Origin of the sequence: Pseudomonas sp. (assembly GCF_030683065.1) — a bacterium.
Lineage (GTDB): Bacteria > Pseudomonadota > Gammaproteobacteria > Pseudomonadales > Pseudomonadaceae > Aquipseudomonas.
This window is the reverse complement of sequence record NZ_JAUXMX010000007.1, coordinates 204,464-221,816: the sequence shown is the minus strand read 5'-3', so window position 1 is coordinate 221,816 and position 17,353 is coordinate 204,464. Positions and strand designations below refer to the sequence as shown.

Below are 17,353 nucleotides of genomic sequence, written 5' to 3'. Positions count from 1 at the left end.
TATATGCACAATGTCATTCTGATTGGCCCGATGGGCGCGGGTAAAAGCACCATCGGGCGTTTGCTCGCCAAAGAACTGCGGTTGCTGTTCAAAGACTCCGATAAGGAGATCGAGCAGCGTAGCGGTGCTGATATTCCATGGATTTTCGATGTTGAGGGTGAGCAGGGGTTTCGTGAGCGCGAGCGGGCAGTAATTGCTGAGCTATGCGAGATGGACGGACTGGTGCTAGCCACTGGTGGAGGTGCCGTGCTGCATCCGGACAACCGTGCCGCCCTGGGTCGTGGTGGTCGAGTGGTGTACCTGTACGCCTCGGTCGAGCAGCAGCTTGATCGCACTTCGCGCGACCGAAATCGGCCCTTGCTGCAGACTGCTGATCCGGGGAAAGTGTTGGCCGAACTGCTGGCGATTCGTGATCCGTTGTATCGCGAAATTGCCGACGTCATCGTGCAGACCGATGAGCGTCCGCCGCGTTTGGTCGTACAAGAAATACTGGAGTGCCTCGAAGAGCTTTCTTCCCGTTAAAGCACTGGCCGAACTACGTTATCCTAGAGCCCTTTTTATAGCGGGGGCTCCATGCAAACTCTTCAGGTCGATCTCGGTGAGCGCAGCTATCCCATTTATATCGGTGCCGATCTACTGCATCGAGGGGACCTGCTGGCGCCGCACATCATTGGTCGTCAGGTGGCCGTGGTTACCAATCAGACGGTCGCGCCGCTCTATTTGGATGCCCTGAAGGCCGCTCTTGCCGGTTACGCAGTCACTGCGATTGTGTTGCCGGATGGTGAGGCGTTCAAAACCTGGGAAACCTTGCAGTTAATTTTCGACGGGTTGCTCGGTGCTCGACACGACCGGCACACGACGGTGGTTGCGCTGGGCGGCGGGGTTGTTGGTGATATGGCTGGGTTTGCTGCGGCCTGCTATCAGCGAGGGGTCAATTTCATCCAGATCCCGACCACGTTGCTGTCTCAGGTTGATTCCTCGGTGGGTGGCAAAACAGGCATAAATCACCCGCTCGGAAAAAACATGGTGGGCGCGTTCTACCAGCCGCAGGCTGTCTTGATCGATACGTCCAGCCTGGCCACTTTGCCGGCACGCGAGTTGTCGGCGGGGCTGGCTGAGGTGATTAAATATGGCTTGATCTGTGACGAGCCTTTTCTTTCCTGGCTGGAGCAGCACATGCCCGCGCTGCGGGCGCTCGATCAAGCGGCGCTGACTGCTGCGATCGAACGCTCCTGTACAGCCAAGGCGCGGATTGTCGGCGCTGATGAGCGCGAGACAGGGCTGCGCGCCACGCTTAATCTGGGGCATACCTTCGGTCATGCCATAGAAACGCAGCAAGGCTATGGTGTCTGGCTGCACGGTGAAGCAGTCGCTGCGGGTACTGTAATGGCGCTGGAGATGTCGCAGCGTCTGGGTTGGATTTCGCTGGCCGAGCGCAATCGAGGTATTCGCCTGTTTCAGGCGGCGGGCTTGCCCGTAGTGCCGCCACAAGAGATGACCCCTGAGCACTTTTTGGCGCATATGGCGGTCGATAAGAAAGTGCTTGATGGTCAGTTGCGGCTGGTGTTGTTACGGCGCCTAGGCGAGGCCGTGGTTACCGGTGATTTTCCGCGCGAGATTTTGAATGCCACGCTGAGCGTAGATTACGCGGCGCTGGTGGATCAGCTTGAATCTAAATGAGTGTCCAATGACCAGTTTGCATGCTGACGAGGCTTTCCTCGATCACTACCAGTTCAGTCACGATCCCTTTGCGCCGCGTGTGCCGGGTTTCAAGTTCTTTCCGGCGCAGCGCAAGCCGGTATTGGGGCAGTTGCATCACCTTGCCCGTTACAGCCAGTTGTTGTTGCTGGTTTGCGGCCCCCTGGGTAGTGGCAAAACCCTGCTGCGCCAGGCGCTAGTAGCCAGTACCAATAAGCAGGCGGTGCACAGTGTGGTTGTTTCGGCCCAAGGCGCAGCCGATACAGCAGGTATTCTGCGTCAGGTTGCTCAGGGCCTGCAGGTGTCGCAGTCGGAGCCGCAGGCAATTCTGGCGCAGGTCGGCCAATTGGCGCTGACTGGTCAGGACGTCTATGTGCTGGTCGACGATGCAGAGCAATTGAGTGATGCGGCACTGGCCAGCCTGCTGGCACTTGCAGCGGGAAATAGTGAGGGGCGGCCGCATGTATTTCTGTTTGCTGAGCCGGAGCTGATTGAGCGGCTTGAGTTGTTGGCTGACGGGGAGGAGTGCTTCCACGCCATTGAGTTGCAGCCATACAGCGAAGCGGAAACGAGCGAGTACCTGGCTCTGCGATTAGAGGGCGCCGGGCGTGGGGGCGAGCTTTTTTCGGATGAGCAGGTCGCGGCCATTCATGAGCACTCTGGTGGCTGGCCGGGGGCAATCAATCAAGTCGCTCGTGACGTGTTGATTGAGGCCATGCTGGTGGAGCGCGGCGTCACCAAGCGTGCAGGTTTCACATTCAATTTGCCAAGGAAGCATGTTTTGGCTTTGGCGGTGGTCGGGGTCGGAGTCTTGGCGGCCTGGTTGATGCAAGGTCGTACGGACGATCCGGCGTCGGTACCTGTTACGACGCAACTGCCTCTGGGTCAGGTCGAGCAGTCTGTTGCCAATACGTTGCCTGCTCCGGCTGCTGGTGGTTCTGCTGGCGCCAGCGCGCCAGCAATCGAGTTCGCGGGTGGCAGTCAGCCTGTCCCGCTGCCCTTGGTTGGTGAGTCTCAGCCGGTTATGCGTGAGCCTTTGGCGCGTGCTGCTGGCTTGAGTGGGGTGGAGGAGGCGGATGTCGCGGATGTTGCTGGTTCGAGTGCTATCGGTGTGCTGGTGGATGAGCGTGAGTCACCGATTGCATCGGTGACTGCGCCTGCAGTCCCGGCGTCCCCTGTGCCTGCACCGGTCGTCCAGCCTGCCCCTGTGGCCGCCCCTGCGCCTACCCCGAAGCCAGTCGCAGTGGCGCCGGCGACGGCTGCGGTGGTCGACGGCTGGTACGCTGCTCAGGCTGGCTCGCGCTACACCTTGCAAATTCTCGTTGCGCGCGCAGAGGCCAGTGCTCAGGAATTTGTGCGTGAGCACGGCGCGCAATACCACTACTTCAAGAAGCAGCATCAGGGTCAGCCAGTGTATGTTGTGACCTATGGGAGTTTCGCCAGCTCGGAGGCGGCGCGCGCCGCCTTGAAAGGCTTGCCGGAAAAGGTCCAGGTGGGTAAGCCGTGGCCACGGCCGTTTGCCGAGATCAGGCATGAAATCGGTCAGGCTCGCTAGTCGGCTCTGATGCGCGCCGTAGTTTTGGCTATGCCAAGTGATCGGCAGGTTGTTAGCATGACTGGTCGGTCGCTTCCTTCGGTTTAGCGACATAAGTTTGCAGTGGGTCGTCACGCCGATTTGTGACGACCTTGGTGGATATGTACAATGACCTCCGTTTTGCCTGCGCAAAGCTGGCGCTATGCCCTGCGCGCACGGTAAGTATTTGAATTAGAAAGTGATTTGCCTTTGAGAGGCAGCCTGGTGAGAGTCCCTATGAAAGCAGGTTTGTACCGTCCTGATGAGTTCAAGGATAACTGCGGCTTCGGCCTGATCGCCCATATGCAGGGCGAGGCGAGTCACCACCTGCTGCAGACCGCTATTGAAGCGCTGACATGCATGACCCACCGCGGCGGTATCAACGCCGACGGCAAGACGGGCGATGGTTGTGGTTTGTTGATCCAGAAGCCTGATGCCTTTCTGCGGGCCATGGCCCTGCAGCACTTCGCAGTCGAGCTGCCGAAGCAGTATGCCGTGGGCATGGTGTTCTTCAACCAGGATCCAGTGAAAGCTGAAGCTGCGCGCGAGAACATGAATCGGGAGATTCTGGCGGCCGGCTTGACCCTGGTTGGCTGGCGCAAAGTGCCGATCGATAACAGCGTGCTTGGCCGTTTGGCTCTGGAGCGTTTGCCGCAGATTGAACAGGTGTTTATCGGCGCAGGGGAGCTCAGCGACCAGGAAGTTGCGATCAAGCTGTTCAGTGCGCGTCGCCGCTCGTCAGTGAGCAATGCCGCAGACAGTGACCACTACATCTGCAGCTTTTCGCACAAGACCATCATCTATAAAGGCCTGATGATGCCGGCCGATCTGCAGCAGTTCTACCCGGACCTGGGTGACGAGCGCCTGCAGACCGCGATTTGCGTGTTCCATCAACGCTTCTCGACCAACACGCTGCCGAAGTGGCCGTTGGCGCAGCCATTCCGTTTCCTCGCTCACAATGGCGAGATCAACACCATCACGGGTAACCGCAACTGGGCCCAGGCGCGTCGGTTGAAGTTCGCCAACGACCAGATTTTTGATCTGGAAGAGCTTGGCCCGCTGGTCAATCGTGTCGGTTCCGACTCTTCGAGCATGGACAACATGCTCGAGCTGATGGTCACCGGCGGCATTGATCTGTTCCGTGGCGTGCGCATGATCATTCCGCCAGCCTGGCAGAACGTCGAGACCATGGACGCCGATCTGCGGGCGTTCTATGAGTACAACTCCATGCACATGGAGCCGTGGGATGGTCCGGCCGGCGTGGTGCTGACCGATGGTCGTTATGCCGTCTGCCTGCTCGACCGCAACGGCCTGCGCCCAGCGCGCTGGGTCACCACCAACAATGGCTACATCACCCTGGCTTCAGAAATCGGTGTGTGGGACTACCAGCCCGAGGACGTGATCGCCAAAGGCCGCGTCGGGCCGGGGCAGATCCTCGCCGTGGATACTGAAACCGGTCAGGTGCTGAGTACCGACGACATCGACAACCGCCTCAAGTCGCGTCACCCCTACAAGCAGTGGCTGCGCAAGAATGCCCAGCGTATCCAGGCCACCCTGGAAGACCGCGACCATGGTTCGGCGTTCTATGACGTAGACCAGCTCAAGCAGTACATGAAGATGTACCAGGTCACCTTCGAGGAGCGTGATCAGGTACTGCGTCCGCTCGCAGAGCAGGGTCAGGAAGCAGTGGGCTCCATGGGTGACGACACGCCGATGGCGGTGTTGAGTCAGCGCGTGCGCTCGCCCTATGACTATTTCCGCCAGCAGTTCGCTCAGGTTACCAACCCGCCTATCGACCCGTTGCGTGAAGCAATCGTCATGTCCCTGGAAATTTGCCTCGGTGCCGAGCGCAATATCTTCCAGGAGTCGCCGGAACATGCCTCACGGGTAATTCTCAGTTCGCCGGTCATTTCTCCGGCCAAATGGCGCACGTTGATGACCCTGGAACGTCCAGGCTTCGAGCGTCAGCTGATCGACATGAACTACGACGAGTCCGTCGGTCTCGAGGCGGCCGTGCGCAACATGGCCGACCAGGCCGAGGAAGCGGTGCGCGCCGGAAAGGTATTGCTGGTGCTGACCGATCGCCATATCGGCCCGGGCAAACTGCCGGCGCATGCCGCGCTGGTGACCGGTGCCGTGCACCATCGCCTGACCGAAAAGGGCCTGCGTTGCGATTGCAACATCCTGGTTGAGACCGCAACCGCCCGTGACCCGCATCATTATGCGGTGCTGCTCGGCTTCGGTGCCTCGGCGGTTTATCCGTTCCTGGCCTACGAAGTACTGGGCGACCTGATCCGCACCGGCGAAGTGCTGGGCGATCTTTACGAAGTGTTCAAGTACTACCGCAAGGGCATCTCCAAGGGCCTGCTGAAGATCCTGTCGAAGATGGGCATCTCCACCGTGGCCTCCTACCGCGGTGCGCAGCTGTTTGAAGCCGTCGGTCTGGCCGATGAAGTCACCGAGTTGTGCTTCCGTGGCGTGGCCAGCCGGATCAAGGGTGCGCGTTTCGTCGACCTCGAAACCGAGCAGAAGCTGCTCGCCGCCGAGGCCTGGAACAACCGCAAGCCGATCCAGCAGGGCGGCCTGCTCAAGTTCGTCTATGGCGGCGAATACCATGCCTACAACCCGGACGTGGTCAGCACCTTGCAAGTCGCGGTGCAGCAGGGCAGTTACGAGAAATACAAGGAATACAGCGCCCTGGTCGATACCCGTCCGGTGTCGATGATTCGCGATCTGCTGCAGCTGAAACTGGCCGAGCAGCCGCTGAGTCTTGATCAGATCGAACCGCTGGAAAGCATCTTCAAGCGCTTTGACTCTGCCGGTATTTCCTTGGGGGCGCTGTCGCCCGAGGCGCATGAAGCGATTGCCGAGGCGATGAACCGCCTCGGTGCGCGCTCCAACTCCGGCGAAGGCGGCGAAGACCCGGCCCGTTACGGCACGGTGCGCAGCTCGAAGATCAAGCAGGTGGCCACCGGTCGTTTCGGTGTGACCCCGGAATACCTGGTCAACGCCGAAGTGCTGCAGATCAAGGTCGCCCAAGGCGCCAAGCCCGGCGAGGGCGGTCAACTGCCCGGCGGCAAGGTCAACGGTCTGATCGCACGGCTGCGTTACGCGGTGCCGGGCGTGACCCTGATTTCGCCGCCGCCGCACCATGACATCTACTCGATCGAAGACCTGGCGCAGCTGATCTATGACCTCAAGCAGGTCAACCCTGCCGCGCTGGTCTCGGTCAAGCTGGTGGCCGAAGCCGGCGTTGGCACCATCGCCGCCGGCGTGGCCAAGGCTTATGCCGATTTGATCACCATCTCCGGTTACGATGGCGGCACCGGTGCATCGCCGCTGAGTTCGATCAAGTACGCCGGCGCACCTTGGGAGCTGGGCCTGGCGGAAACTCACCAGACCCTGCGCGGCAACGACCTGCGCGGCAAGGTGCGGGTGCAGACCGACGGCGGTCTGAAGACTGGTCTCGATGTGGTCAAAGCGGCCATCCTCGGCGCCGAGAGCTTCGGCTTTGGCACTGCACCGATGATCGCCCTGGGCTGCAAGTACCTGCGCATCTGTCACCTGAACAACTGCGCCACTGGCGTCGCCACGCAGAATGACAAACTGCGCAAGGATCACTTCATCGGCACCGTCGAGATGGTGATGAATTTCTTCACCTATGTCGCCGAAGAAACTCGCGAGTGGCTGGCCAAGCTCGGCGTGCGCAGCCTCGAAGAGCTGATCGGACGTACCGATCTGCTGGATATTCTGCCGGGCGAGACGGCCAAGCAGAATCATCTGGATCTGAGTCCGCTGCTCGGCAGTGATCACATTCCGGCGGACAAGCCGCAGTTCTGTCAGGTCGAGAGGAATCCGCCATTCGACAAGGGCCTGTTGGCCGAGAAGATGGTCGAGTTGGCCAGGTCGGCAATCGATGCCGCCAGCGGTGGCGAATTCGCCATGGACATCTGCAACTGCGACCGCTCGATCGGTGCTCGTGTGTCCGGTGAAATCGCCCGGGTGCATGGCAATCAGGGCATGAACAAGGCGCCTATCACCTTCCGCTTCAAGGGCACTGCGGGTCAGAGCTTCGGCGTGTGGAACGCTGGTGGCCTGAATATGTACCTGGAAGGCGATGCTAACGACTACGTCGGCAAGGGCATGACCGCCGGCAAGCTGGTGATCGTGCCGCCTCAGGGCAGCCCGTTCAAGACCCAGGACAGCGCCATCATCGGCAACACCTGCCTGTACGGCGCCACTGGCGGCAAACTGTTCGCTGCCGGTACCGCGGGCGAGCGTTTTGCCGTGCGCAACTCCGGCGCGCATGCCGTGGTCGAGGGCACCGGTGATCATTGTTGCGAGTACATGACCGGCGGTTTCGTCTGTGTACTGGGCAAGACCGGTTACAACTTTGGCTCCGGCATGACCGGTGGTTTTGCCTATGTACTTGACCTAGACAATAGTTTTTACGACCGGGTCAACCATGAGCTGGTAGAGATCCAGCGGGTCAACAACGAGTCGATGGAGGCTTATCGCAGCCATTTGCAGCGAGTGCTCGCCGAGTACGTGCAGGAGACCGCCAGTGAGTGGGGGCGTAACCTGTTGGAAAATCTCGACGATTACCTGCGCAAGTTCTGGTTGGTCAAGCCCAAGGCCGCAAGCCTGAAGTCGTTGCTCTCCAGCACCCGCGCCAATCCGCAATAAAGCAGTTTCAAGCTGCACGTCTTGCGCCCTAAGTGGCGTGAGGCGTGTGGCTAACGTGATGAGTCTTGCAGCTTGCAACCTGTAGCTTGCAGCTGCTGTATAGAGGTTTGCTATGACTGAACGTCTGAATAACGACTTCCAGTTCATCGATGTCGGGCGCAAAGACCCGAAGAAGAAGCTGTTGCGTCAGCGCAAGAAAGAATTCGTCGAGATCTACGACAACTTCAAGCCGGCTCAGGCCTGTGACCAGGCGCACCGTTGCCTGGGTTGTGGCAATCCCTATTGCGAGTGGAAGTGCCCGGTGCACAACTACATTCCCAACTGGCTGAAGCTGGTGTCCGAGGGCAACATCCTCGCCGCCGCCGAGTTGTCGCACCAGACCAATACCCTGCCGGAAGTCTGCGGCCGCGTGTGCCCACAGGATCGTCTGTGCGAGGGTGCCTGCACCCTCAATGACGGTTTCGGCGCGGTGACCATCGGTTCGGTGGAGAAGTACATCACTGACACCGCGTTCGCCATGGGCTGGCGACCGGATATGTCGCGGGTTGTTTCGAACGGCAAGCGCGTCGCCATAATCGGTGCCGGTCCGGCCGGACTGGGTTGTGCCGATGTACTGGTACGCGGTGGCGTGACCCCGGTGGTCTTCGACAAGAACCCGGAAATCGGCGGTTTGCTGACCTTCGGCATTCCCGAGTTCAAGCTGGAAAAGACCGTCCTTAGCCATCGCCGCGATGTCTTTACCGGCATGGGTATCGAGTTCCGCCTGAACACCGAAGTGGGTAAGGACGTGACCATCCAGCAGTTGCTGGATGAGTACGATGCGGTGTTCATGGGCATGGGCACCTACACCTACATGAAAGGCGGCTTCCCCGGCGAAGACCTGCCTGGCGTGCATGACGCCTTGGATTTTCTGATCGCCAACGTCAATCGCAACCTCGGCTTCGAGAAAAGCGCGGAAGACTTTATCGACACCAAGGGCAAGCGCATCGTCGTGCTCGGTGGTGGTGACACCGCCATGGACTGCAACCGCACCGCGATCCGCCAGGGCGCCAAGAACGTAACGTGCGCTTATCGCCGCGACGAAGAAAACATGCCGGGTTCGCGCAAGGAAGTGAAGAACGCCAAGGAAGAAGGGGTTAAATTCCTTTTCAACCGCCAGCCTATCGCTATCGTCGGCGAAGACAAGGTTGAGGGCGTCAAGGTGGTCGAGACGCGTCTCGGCGAGCCGGATGCCCGTGGTCGCCGCAGTCCTGAGCCGATCCCCGGTTCCGAGGAGATCATCCCGGCTGACGCCGTGCTGATAGCTTTCGGCTTCCGTCCGAGCCCGGCGCCGTGGTTCGAGCAGTTCGTCATCCAGACCGATAGCCAGGGCCGAGTGATTGCCCCGGAGCAGTCGCAGTTCAAGCACCAGACCAGCAACCCGAAGATCTTCGCCGGTGGCGACATGGTGCGTGGTTCTGACCTGGTGGTGACGGCGATCTTCGAGGGGCGGAACGCCGCCGAAGGCATCCTCGACTACCTCGGCGTCTGATCTGCCGATGTTGGCGTAGGATGGGTTGAGCGTAGCGATACCCATATCTGTTTTGATGGGTAACGCCTCCGGCTAGCCCACCCTACGACCGAGGCAAATCGTCGCAATGGATAAAAGGCACGGCACTCGCCGTGCCTTTTGTTTTGTGGTCTGCGAAAATAGCCGTACTTTTTTACTGCCTTATTATGTCCCGGGAATTGTTATGACTGCCCTGAAGAACGACCGTTTCCTGCGTGCTCTGCTCAAGCAGCCCGTCGATGTCACGCCAGTGTGGATGATGCGCCAGGCCGGTCGCTACCTGCCTGAGTACCGCGCCAGCCGGGCCAAGGCCGGTGATTTCATGAAGCTGATGATGAACCCCGAGTTCGCCTGCGAAGTCACCCTGCAGCCGCTGGATCGCTACCCGCAACTGGACGCGGCGATTCTGTTTTCCGACATCCTGACCATTCCTCATGCCATGGGCCAAGGGCTGTACTTCGAGACGGGTGAAGGTCCGCGCTTCAAGAAAGTCATCCGCAGTGCCGCCGATGTCGACGCCCTGCCGATTCCTGATCCGGAAAAAGACCTGGGTTATGTGATGGATGCGGTGCGCACCATTCGCCGCGAACTGAACGGCCGCGTGCCGCTGATCGGGTTCTCCGGCAGCCCCTGGACCCTGGCCACTTATATGGTCGAGGGCGGTTCGTCGAAGGACTTCCGCAATTCCAAGGCCATGCTCTATGACAACCCGCAGGCCATGCATGCGCTGCTCGACAAGTTGACGCAGTCGGTGATCAGCTACCTCAACGGGCAGATCCTTGCCGGCGCCCAGGCGGTACAGATTTTCGATACCTGGGGCGGCAACCTGTCATCGGCGGCCTACCAGGAGTTCTCCCTGGCTTATATGCAGAAAATCGTCGATGGCCTGCTCCGCGAACATGACGGGCGCAAGGTGCCGGTGATTCTGTTCACCAAGAATGGCGGCATGTGGCTGGAGTCCATGGCAGCGACGGGGGCCGACGCTCTCGGTCTGGACTGGAGCTGCGACATCGGCGAAGCCCGTCGCCGCGTCGGTGGCCAGGTGGCGCTGCAAGGCAACATGGATCCGACCGTGCTCTACGCCCAGCCCGCAGCCATTCGCGCCGAAGTGGCGCGGATCCTCGCCAGCTATGGCAGCGGCTCCGGTCATGTATTCAACCTCGGCCACGGCATCACCCCGGAAGTCGACCCGGCCCATGCCGGCGCCTTCCTAGAGGCAGTGCATGAGCTGTCGGCGCAGTACCACGGAGCCTGATACCCGGAGACTATGCCGAAATTAAATCGGCAGCGTCTTGGCGAATCAGTCGTCTGTGGTTTTAATCTCCAGGCCTTCGGTGGCCTGGAGTTATCGATGCTGTGACAGATGCTCAAGCAAGCACCTCGCAGGCCCTAATTCCGTATCAGCCGTTAAATGTCGCATGAAGATGCCGACCTCGCCCTTGTCATGTACTTTGCATAGAATCCAAGGCCAACGGAATCGGGGAGGTTTGTCATGCGGCGTGTGGTGTTCAATCAGAAAGGCGGGGTGGGCAAGTCCAGTATTGCCTGCAACCTGGCGGCGGTGAGTGCTTCGCAGGGGTATCGCACCTTGTTGGTCGATCTGGATTCGCAGGCCAATTCCACCCATTACCTCACCGGCCTGACGGGCGATGAGATTCCGATGGGGATTGCCGAGTTTTTCAAACTCAGCTTGACCAGTGGTCCTTTTGCCAAGAAAGGCCGGGTCGATATCTACGAGACGCCGTTCGACAACCTGCACGTAATCACGGCTACGGCGGAACTGGCTGACCTGCAGCCCAAGCTTGAGTCGAAGCACAAGATCAACAAGTTGCGCAAACTGCTCGATGAGCTGGCCGAAGATTACGACCGGATCTATCTGGACACGCCGCCTGCGTTGAATTTCTACACGGTTTCCGCGCTGATCGCGGCGGATCGGGTACTGATTCCCTTCGACTGCGACAGTTTCTCGCGCCAGGCCCTGTATGGGTTGTTGCGGGAAATCGAAGAACTCAAGGAAGACCACAACGAAAGGCTGCAAGTCGAGGGTATCGTGGTCAACCAGTTCCAGCCGCGGGCGACCTTGCCGCAGCAGTTGCTCAATGAGCTGATCGCCGAAGGTTTGCCGGTGTTGCCGGTTAACCTGATGAGTTCGGTACGTATGCGTGAGTCACATCAAGCCTGCATGCCGCTGATCTATCTGGACGCACGGCACAAATTGACCCAGCAGTTCGTCGAGCTGCACGACTTGCTTGAGGCAGCTGACTGAGCAGGCTTGAGTGAGGCGATCCTGTGCGTTGTCGCCCCGATCAATCACGCTGGACTGTCTAACGAATGACCGTCTGCGAATTTGTTCGAGGCCTCTGCAAGGCGTTATGCCTATAACCAATCAAGGCGCCTTTCGGCGCCTTGATTATTTGGGCTTGGCTGTTACTGCTTAGCGCACGACCAGGATGTCGCAGGGTGCCTTGTGCAGGAAGTGCTGCGCCAGGCTGCCGAGCAGCGCCTGGGATAAAGCGCTGCGGCCATGGCTGCCGAGCACCAGCAAATCGCAGCGGCGCGTTTTTAGCTGCTCCTGCAGGCCACGCAGGATGCCGCCTTGCTGCATCGAATGGGTCAGGGTCGGGCCGTCGGCGGGCAGGATTTGCGCTTCGTCTTCCAGCAGTTGATCGATCAAGGCACTCTGGATCTGCAGTTGTGCCTCGACTTGCTTGGGTGTGCCCTTGTCCGGTTCGAATACATGCAGTGCATGCAATTCGGCGGTAGCGGGCAGCAGGCGGTAGGCTTGCTCCAGAGCGCTGCAGGCGCAGAGTGAGAAGTCGATGGCGGCCAGCGCGCGCTGGTAGGGCTGGCACTCGCCACGCGCGACCAGCAGCAGCGGCACGCTGCAGTTTCTGGCGATACGATCCAGGCTGGTGCCGGAGAAAAAGTCGTGACGCTGGTGGTGGGCGCCCAGTACCAGAAGGTCGCAGCCAAGCTCTGCTACTTGCTGCAGTACAACCTCGGAAGGCTTGCCACTGATCAGCTGCAGTTTGCTGCCCGGCGGGGCATATTGGGTCAGGCTGCGATCCAGGGTCTTGTGTGCCTGTTCATGCACCTGGCTGCTCTGGGTCGGGTCCAGAACGTGCAGTATGGTCAGCTTGGCATTGTGCTGTTGTGCCAGCTGGGCGGCGCGGCACAGCGCCATGTCGGCGGTGTCACGCAAGTCATGGGCAATGAGAATATGAGCAAACATAGGACAAATCTCCGGCCGATGGATGTCGGCGATTTATTATCCATCAAGGAATAGCCGTTCTTTTGATCCAAGGCAAGGGCAGACGTCAGTGCGCGCGCAATTGATAGAGTCCGCGACTCTCAGCCACTATTTCGCCGCTGGCATCGCACAGCTGTAATTCCAGTAGATAGTCGGCCTTGCCCCGCTCTTGTGCCTCGCTCTGCAGTCGCTCGATTTGCTCGATATCGAGCCGGGCCTCGACGTAAATGTCGCCCATGGCGGGGCGGCGAAAGCGCAGATTCATTTCTTTGACCACCGGGTAGAAACGCTGCGCGTCGAAGCTGGTTAGAAACAGGGCACCGCCGGGAATTTCCGCCCGGGTGAAGAGTGCACCGGCGTACATGCTGCCGATATGGTTCTGGTTGCCGGCAAGCGGCATACACAGGCGCACAAATCCCGGCTCGAGCACCTCGGCCCGCAGGCCGCTACGTTTGACGAAGGCGATGTGCTCTTCGGTAAGTTGGCGCACCCGTTCAATCGGCATCGGCATTGTTCGGCTCCCTGGGTTGACGGTCAGACCAGCCTAAAGGTTGATTGGGCGCCGGGTAATGACCGCATGGCTGGCCGCGGGTTGACCGATTCGTTCAGATGCCGTGCTGGCGCAGCCAGCCGAGCAGTTGCGGCAGTGGCAGGGCGCCGCTTTGCCGGGCAACTTCCACGCCGCCCTTGAGCAGGATCAGGCTGGGGATCGAGCGGATGCCCATTTCTGCGGACAGTTGCGGGTTAGCTTCGCTGTCCAGCTTGGCCAGGCGGCAGCGGCCCTGCAGTTGGCTGGCGGCCTGTTCAAAAATCGGCGCAAAGCTGCGGCACGGGCCGCACCAGCTGGCCCAGATATCGATCAGTAGCGGCAGGTCGCCCTTGTTCTGTGCAGCGAAGCTGGCCTGGGTCAGCTCGAAGGGTTTGCTCGGCAGCACCTCGGCTTTGCAGCGACCGCAGCGTGGCGCATCGCTGAGGCGTGCCGCGGGGATACGGTTGAGGCCGTTGCAGTGTGGGCAGGGGATGAGCAGGGGATCGGTCATGACGGGCTCCAGACAGGTTCATCCCTATCTGGAGCCGTTTGCTCAGATATCAAGGGTGACTAGCTCGCGGCGGCGTCCAGCGCCTGCGCCAGGTCGGCGAGGATGTCGTCGCTGTGCTCGATGCCAATGGACAGTCGCACCATGTCGCGCGGTACGCCGGCGCGCTGCAGTTCTTCGTCATTGAGCTGGCGGTGGGTGGTCGACGCCGGGTGGCAGGCCAGCGATTTGGCATCGCCGATATTCACCAGGCGCACCACCAACTGCAGCGCATCGATAAAGCGCGCGCCGGCTTCCTGGCCGCCGACAATGCCGAACGAGAGGATTGAGGCCGGTTTGCCGCTGCAATAACGCTGCGCCAGTTCATGCTCCGGGTGATCGGGCAGGCCGGCGTATTTTACCCAGGCCACTTGCGGGTGGTTTTGCAGGTAATGGGCGACCTTCAGCGCATTCTCGCAGTGGCGCTCCATGCGCAGGGCTAGGGTTTCCAGCCCTTGCAGAATCAGGAAGGCATTGAACGGCGACAGCGCCGCACCGGTATTGCGCAGTGGCACCACGCGGCAGCGGCCGATAAAGGCTGCTGGGCCGAAGGCTTCGGTGTAGGTCACGCCGTGGTAGGACGGGTCCGGCGTATTGAGCAGTGGGAAGCGCTCCTTGTTGTCCGCCCAGGGGAATTTGCCGGAATCCACCACGATGCCGCCGATGCTGGTGCCGTGGCCGCCGATGTACTTGGTCAGCGAGTGCACGACGATGTCCGCGCCATGCTCGAACGGCCGGCAGAGGATCGGCGTGGCCACGGTGTTGTCGACGATCAGCGGCACGCCATGGCGATGCGCAGCCGCGGCCAGCGCAGCCAGGTCGACGATATTTCCCGCCGGGTTGCCGATGGATTCGCAGAACAGCGCTTTGGTTTTGTCGTCGATCAGCGCTTCGAGGGCGGCGATATCGTCGTGGTCAGCGAAGCGTGTTTCGATGCCGAAGCGCGGCAGGGTGTGGGCCAGCAGGTTGTAGGTGCCACCATACAACTTGGCCACCGAGACAATGTTGTCGCCGACCTCGGCCACGGTCTGGATGGCGTAGGTAATCGCCGCCATGCCCGAGGCCACGGCCAGCGCGCCGACGCCGCCTTCCAGCGCCGCCACGCGCTCTTCGAGCACCGCGTTGGTGGGGTTCATGATCCGCGAATAGATATTGCCGGCGACTTTCAGGTCGAACAGGTCGGCCCCGTGCTGGGTGTCGTCGAAGGCAAAGGAGCTGGTCTGGTAAATCGGCACCGCCACCGCCTTGGTGGTCGGGTCGGGGCTGTAGCCGGCGTGGATGGCCAGGGTTTCCAGTTTCATGCGCGCGTTCCTTCAGGGCAGTTTGAAAGACACGCAGCATGGCCAAAGCAGCAAGGCCCGGTCAATGCGTTAGAGCAATGAAACGGGCCCCAGGAGCCTGTCGGACTTAACACTGTTCTACTGCGGAAAAGCCCGACAGGCTCCTAGTTTAGATCGATATGTTCGCCGCTTATGCCAGTCACACTGGCGTCAGCGGGAAGAACCAGGGTATGACAAAGCTGGCCACCACCCACAGCAGCAGGTTGAGCGGTATGCCGACCTTCATGAAGTCGGTGAAGCGGTAACCGCCGGCGTTATACACGAAGGTGTTGGTCTGATAGCCGATGGGTGTGGCGAAGCTGGCGCTGGCGGCGAACATCACCGCGACCACAAAGGCGCGCGGGTCGACGCCCAGGTGCTGGGCCAGGCCGATGGCAATCGGGGTGACCAGCACGGCGACGGCGTTGTTCGACAGCACCTCGGTAAGGATCGAGGTGAACAGGTAGATAAACGACAGCATCAGCAGCGGGCCGGCCCAGGGCATAAGGCCCATGACATTGCTGACCATCAGGCTGACCAGGCCGACCTTGTCCATGGCGATGCTGATGGCCAGCATGCCGAAGATCAGGCTGAGGATTTTCCAGTCCACCGCCTTGTAGGCGTCTTCCACATCCAGGCAGCGGGTCGCCAGTACGGTCACCGCGCCGATTATCGCGAGGCCTTCGATGGGCATCACGCCGAAGGCGGCCAGGATCATTACCGCGAGGGTGGCAATGATGGCAATCGGTGCCTTGTCGCGGCGGAAGGCCCGCTCCTGCACGGCGTTGAGGCTGATCAGCTCGCCGTTGTCGGCAAAGCGCTTGATCTGCGACGGGGTGCCCTCCACCAGCATCACGTCACCGAACTGCAGTTCGAAGTCATCCAGGTTGCCCTGGATATTCTCGTCCTGACGATGCACGGCGAGCACCGCGATGCCATAGCGCGCAGTGAGGTCGAGGTCGCGCATCGGCCGGTGGCTGTAGCGCGAGTTACGCCCGACTATGGCTTCGGCAAGGATCACGTCATGGCTGCTGATGGTTTCAAAGGCATCGCCGCGGTTGAATGTCAGGTGGCCACTTTCACGCAGGTCGACCACGTCCCTGACCTGGCCGTGCAACACCAGACGGTCGCCGCTGGCCAGCAGGGTGCTATGTGCCGGCTCGGTCAGTTCCTGCTCCTGGCGGAACAGCTTGAGCACTTGCAGGCCGCTGCCGCCGTTGAGATTAGCCTCGGCCAGGGTTTTGCCGATTACGGGCGAGTCGTGCGGCACCAGCAGTTCGGTCATGAAGGTGCGGTCGAGGTCGGGGCGCAGTTGCTTGGACAGGGTTTCGCGTTCGGGCAGCAGGTGGCGACCAATGGTCAGCAGGTAGACCATGCCGACCGTGGCGAGGATCAGCCCGGCGCCGGTGATCTCGAAGATGCCAAAGGGCGCCATGCCGGCCTTGCGCGCCACGCCATCGACCAGGATGTTGGTCGATGTGCCAATCATGGTCAGGGTGCCGCCGAGGATGGTGGCGTAAGACAGCGGGATCAGCAGCTTCGATGGCAGGGTGCCGGCACGCCGGGCCAGGGCGATGGCCACTGGGGTAAGGATAGCCACCACCGGGGTATTGTTCAGGCAGGCCGAGGCCACCAGAGCGGTGATGGTCAGGCCAGTGAGTATGCGGATCGGGCTGGTGCCCACCAGATTGCCCAGCCAGTTACCCAGGGCATCGATGCAGCCGGTGCGCTCCAGTGCCGCGGAGAGCACGAACATGCAGGCGATGGTCACCGGCGCCGAGTTGGACAGCACGCTGAGCACTTCGGCGGGCGTCAGCAGTTGGCTGATCAACAGAGCGGCAACGGCAATCGCCGCGACGATATCCGGGCTCCACTTCTCGCGCACGAAGGCATACAGAACCCAGACCAACAGGGCAGCGACAAATATCAGGGGCAGCGGCAGTGAATCCCAGAGCATGAACATCCTTGGCGTGCGAATCTCGTGTGAGGTATCGGGCGCGCCAAATCCAGACGGGCGGCCACGCAAGGCGGAGAAGATAAGGCTTGCTGCTTAGAGAGTCTAAGAATGTTTGGAAAGGTTTATATGCCTTTTCGATTTAATAGATAAGGCTGTAACGGCCGCTCTACCGCGCACTGTGCCTGTACCGTCCATGACAGCGCCCGGGCCTTCTGTCCGGCCTGCCTGGCGCCGCTACGCTCAAC

General features: G+C 60.6%; 12 protein-coding genes. 7 read left to right on the top strand and 5 right to left on the bottom strand.

The genetic code is table 11. The annotated features are described in order from the left end of the window. Window positions 1–3 precede the first annotated feature (3 nt). From aroK to Q8K09_RS01985, 7 genes are all read left to right on the top strand, one after another. On the top strand, window positions 4–522 hold the full coding sequence (gene aroK, locus Q8K09_RS02015) for a shikimate kinase AroK (protein WP_305253347.1): 519 nt from the start codon (window positions 4–6) through the stop codon (window positions 520–522). Between the two features lie 51 nt (window positions 523–573). After that, window positions 574–1,680 carry a 3-dehydroquinate synthase gene (aroB, locus tag Q8K09_RS02010; RefSeq protein WP_305253346.1) on the top strand — a complete coding sequence of 369 codons (1,107 nt, stop codon included), beginning with the start codon at window positions 574–576 and terminating at the stop codon, window positions 1,678–1,680. Between the two features lie 7 nt (window positions 1,681–1,687). Continuing rightward, window positions 1,688–3,253 (top strand): AAA family ATPase, encoded by a 1,566-nt coding sequence (locus Q8K09_RS02005; RefSeq protein WP_305253345.1) that lies wholly within the window; start codon window positions 1,688–1,690, stop codon window positions 3,251–3,253. Window positions 3,254–3,508: 255 nt separating this feature from the next. Further along, window positions 3,509–7,957, top strand: a complete 4,449-nt coding sequence (gltB, locus tag Q8K09_RS02000; RefSeq protein WP_305253344.1) for a glutamate synthase large subunit — start codon at window positions 3,509–3,511, stop codon at window positions 7,955–7,957. Window positions 7,958–8,069: 112 nt separating this feature from the next. Continuing rightward, the gene (locus Q8K09_RS01995; protein ID WP_305253343.1) at window positions 8,070–9,488 is read left to right on the top strand and encodes an FAD-dependent oxidoreductase; all 1,419 of its coding nucleotides are present in this window, start codon (window positions 8,070–8,072) and stop codon (window positions 9,486–9,488) included. 202 nt (window positions 9,489–9,690) lie between these two features. Then, window positions 9,691–10,761 (top strand): uroporphyrinogen decarboxylase, encoded by a 1,071-nt coding sequence (gene hemE / locus Q8K09_RS01990; RefSeq protein ID WP_305253342.1) that lies wholly within the window; start codon window positions 9,691–9,693, stop codon window positions 10,759–10,761. Window positions 10,762–10,998: 237 nt separating this feature from the next. Next, entirely contained in the window at window positions 10,999–11,772 is a 774-nt protein-coding gene (locus Q8K09_RS01985) for a ParA family protein (protein ID WP_305253341.1), read from the top strand. 168 nt (window positions 11,773–11,940) lie between these two features. Here the strand turns inward: Q8K09_RS01985 and Q8K09_RS01980 are convergent, their stop codons facing one another. The 5 genes from Q8K09_RS01980 to Q8K09_RS01960 all read right to left on the bottom strand — a co-directional run bounded on the left by Q8K09_RS01980 (window position 11,941) and on the right by Q8K09_RS01960 (window position 17,108). Continuing rightward, window positions 11,941–12,738, bottom strand: coding sequence for a universal stress protein (locus Q8K09_RS01980; RefSeq protein ID WP_305253340.1), 798 nt, complete (start codon window positions 12,736–12,738; stop codon window positions 11,941–11,943). Window positions 12,739–12,823: 85 nt separating this feature from the next. Continuing rightward, complete coding sequence (locus tag Q8K09_RS01975) at window positions 12,824–13,267, bottom strand: YiiD C-terminal domain-containing protein (RefSeq protein WP_305253339.1); 444 nt, start codon at window positions 13,265–13,267, stop codon at window positions 12,824–12,826. Between the two features lie 94 nt (window positions 13,268–13,361). Further along, window positions 13,362–13,796, bottom strand: coding sequence for a thioredoxin TrxC (gene trxC, locus Q8K09_RS01970; protein WP_305253338.1), 435 nt, complete (start codon window positions 13,794–13,796; stop codon window positions 13,362–13,364). A 59-nt stretch (window positions 13,797–13,855) separates the two neighbouring features. Beyond that, the gene (locus Q8K09_RS01965) at window positions 13,856–15,133 is read right to left on the bottom strand and encodes a bifunctional O-acetylhomoserine aminocarboxypropyltransferase/cysteine synthase (RefSeq protein ID WP_305253337.1); all 1,278 of its coding nucleotides are present in this window, start codon (window positions 15,131–15,133) and stop codon (window positions 13,856–13,858) included. A gap of 178 nt (window positions 15,134–15,311) precedes the next feature. Further along, complete coding sequence (locus Q8K09_RS01960) at window positions 15,312–17,108, bottom strand: SLC13 family permease (protein ID WP_305253336.1); 1,797 nt, start codon at window positions 17,106–17,108, stop codon at window positions 15,312–15,314. Window positions 17,109–17,353 lie beyond the last annotated feature (245 nt).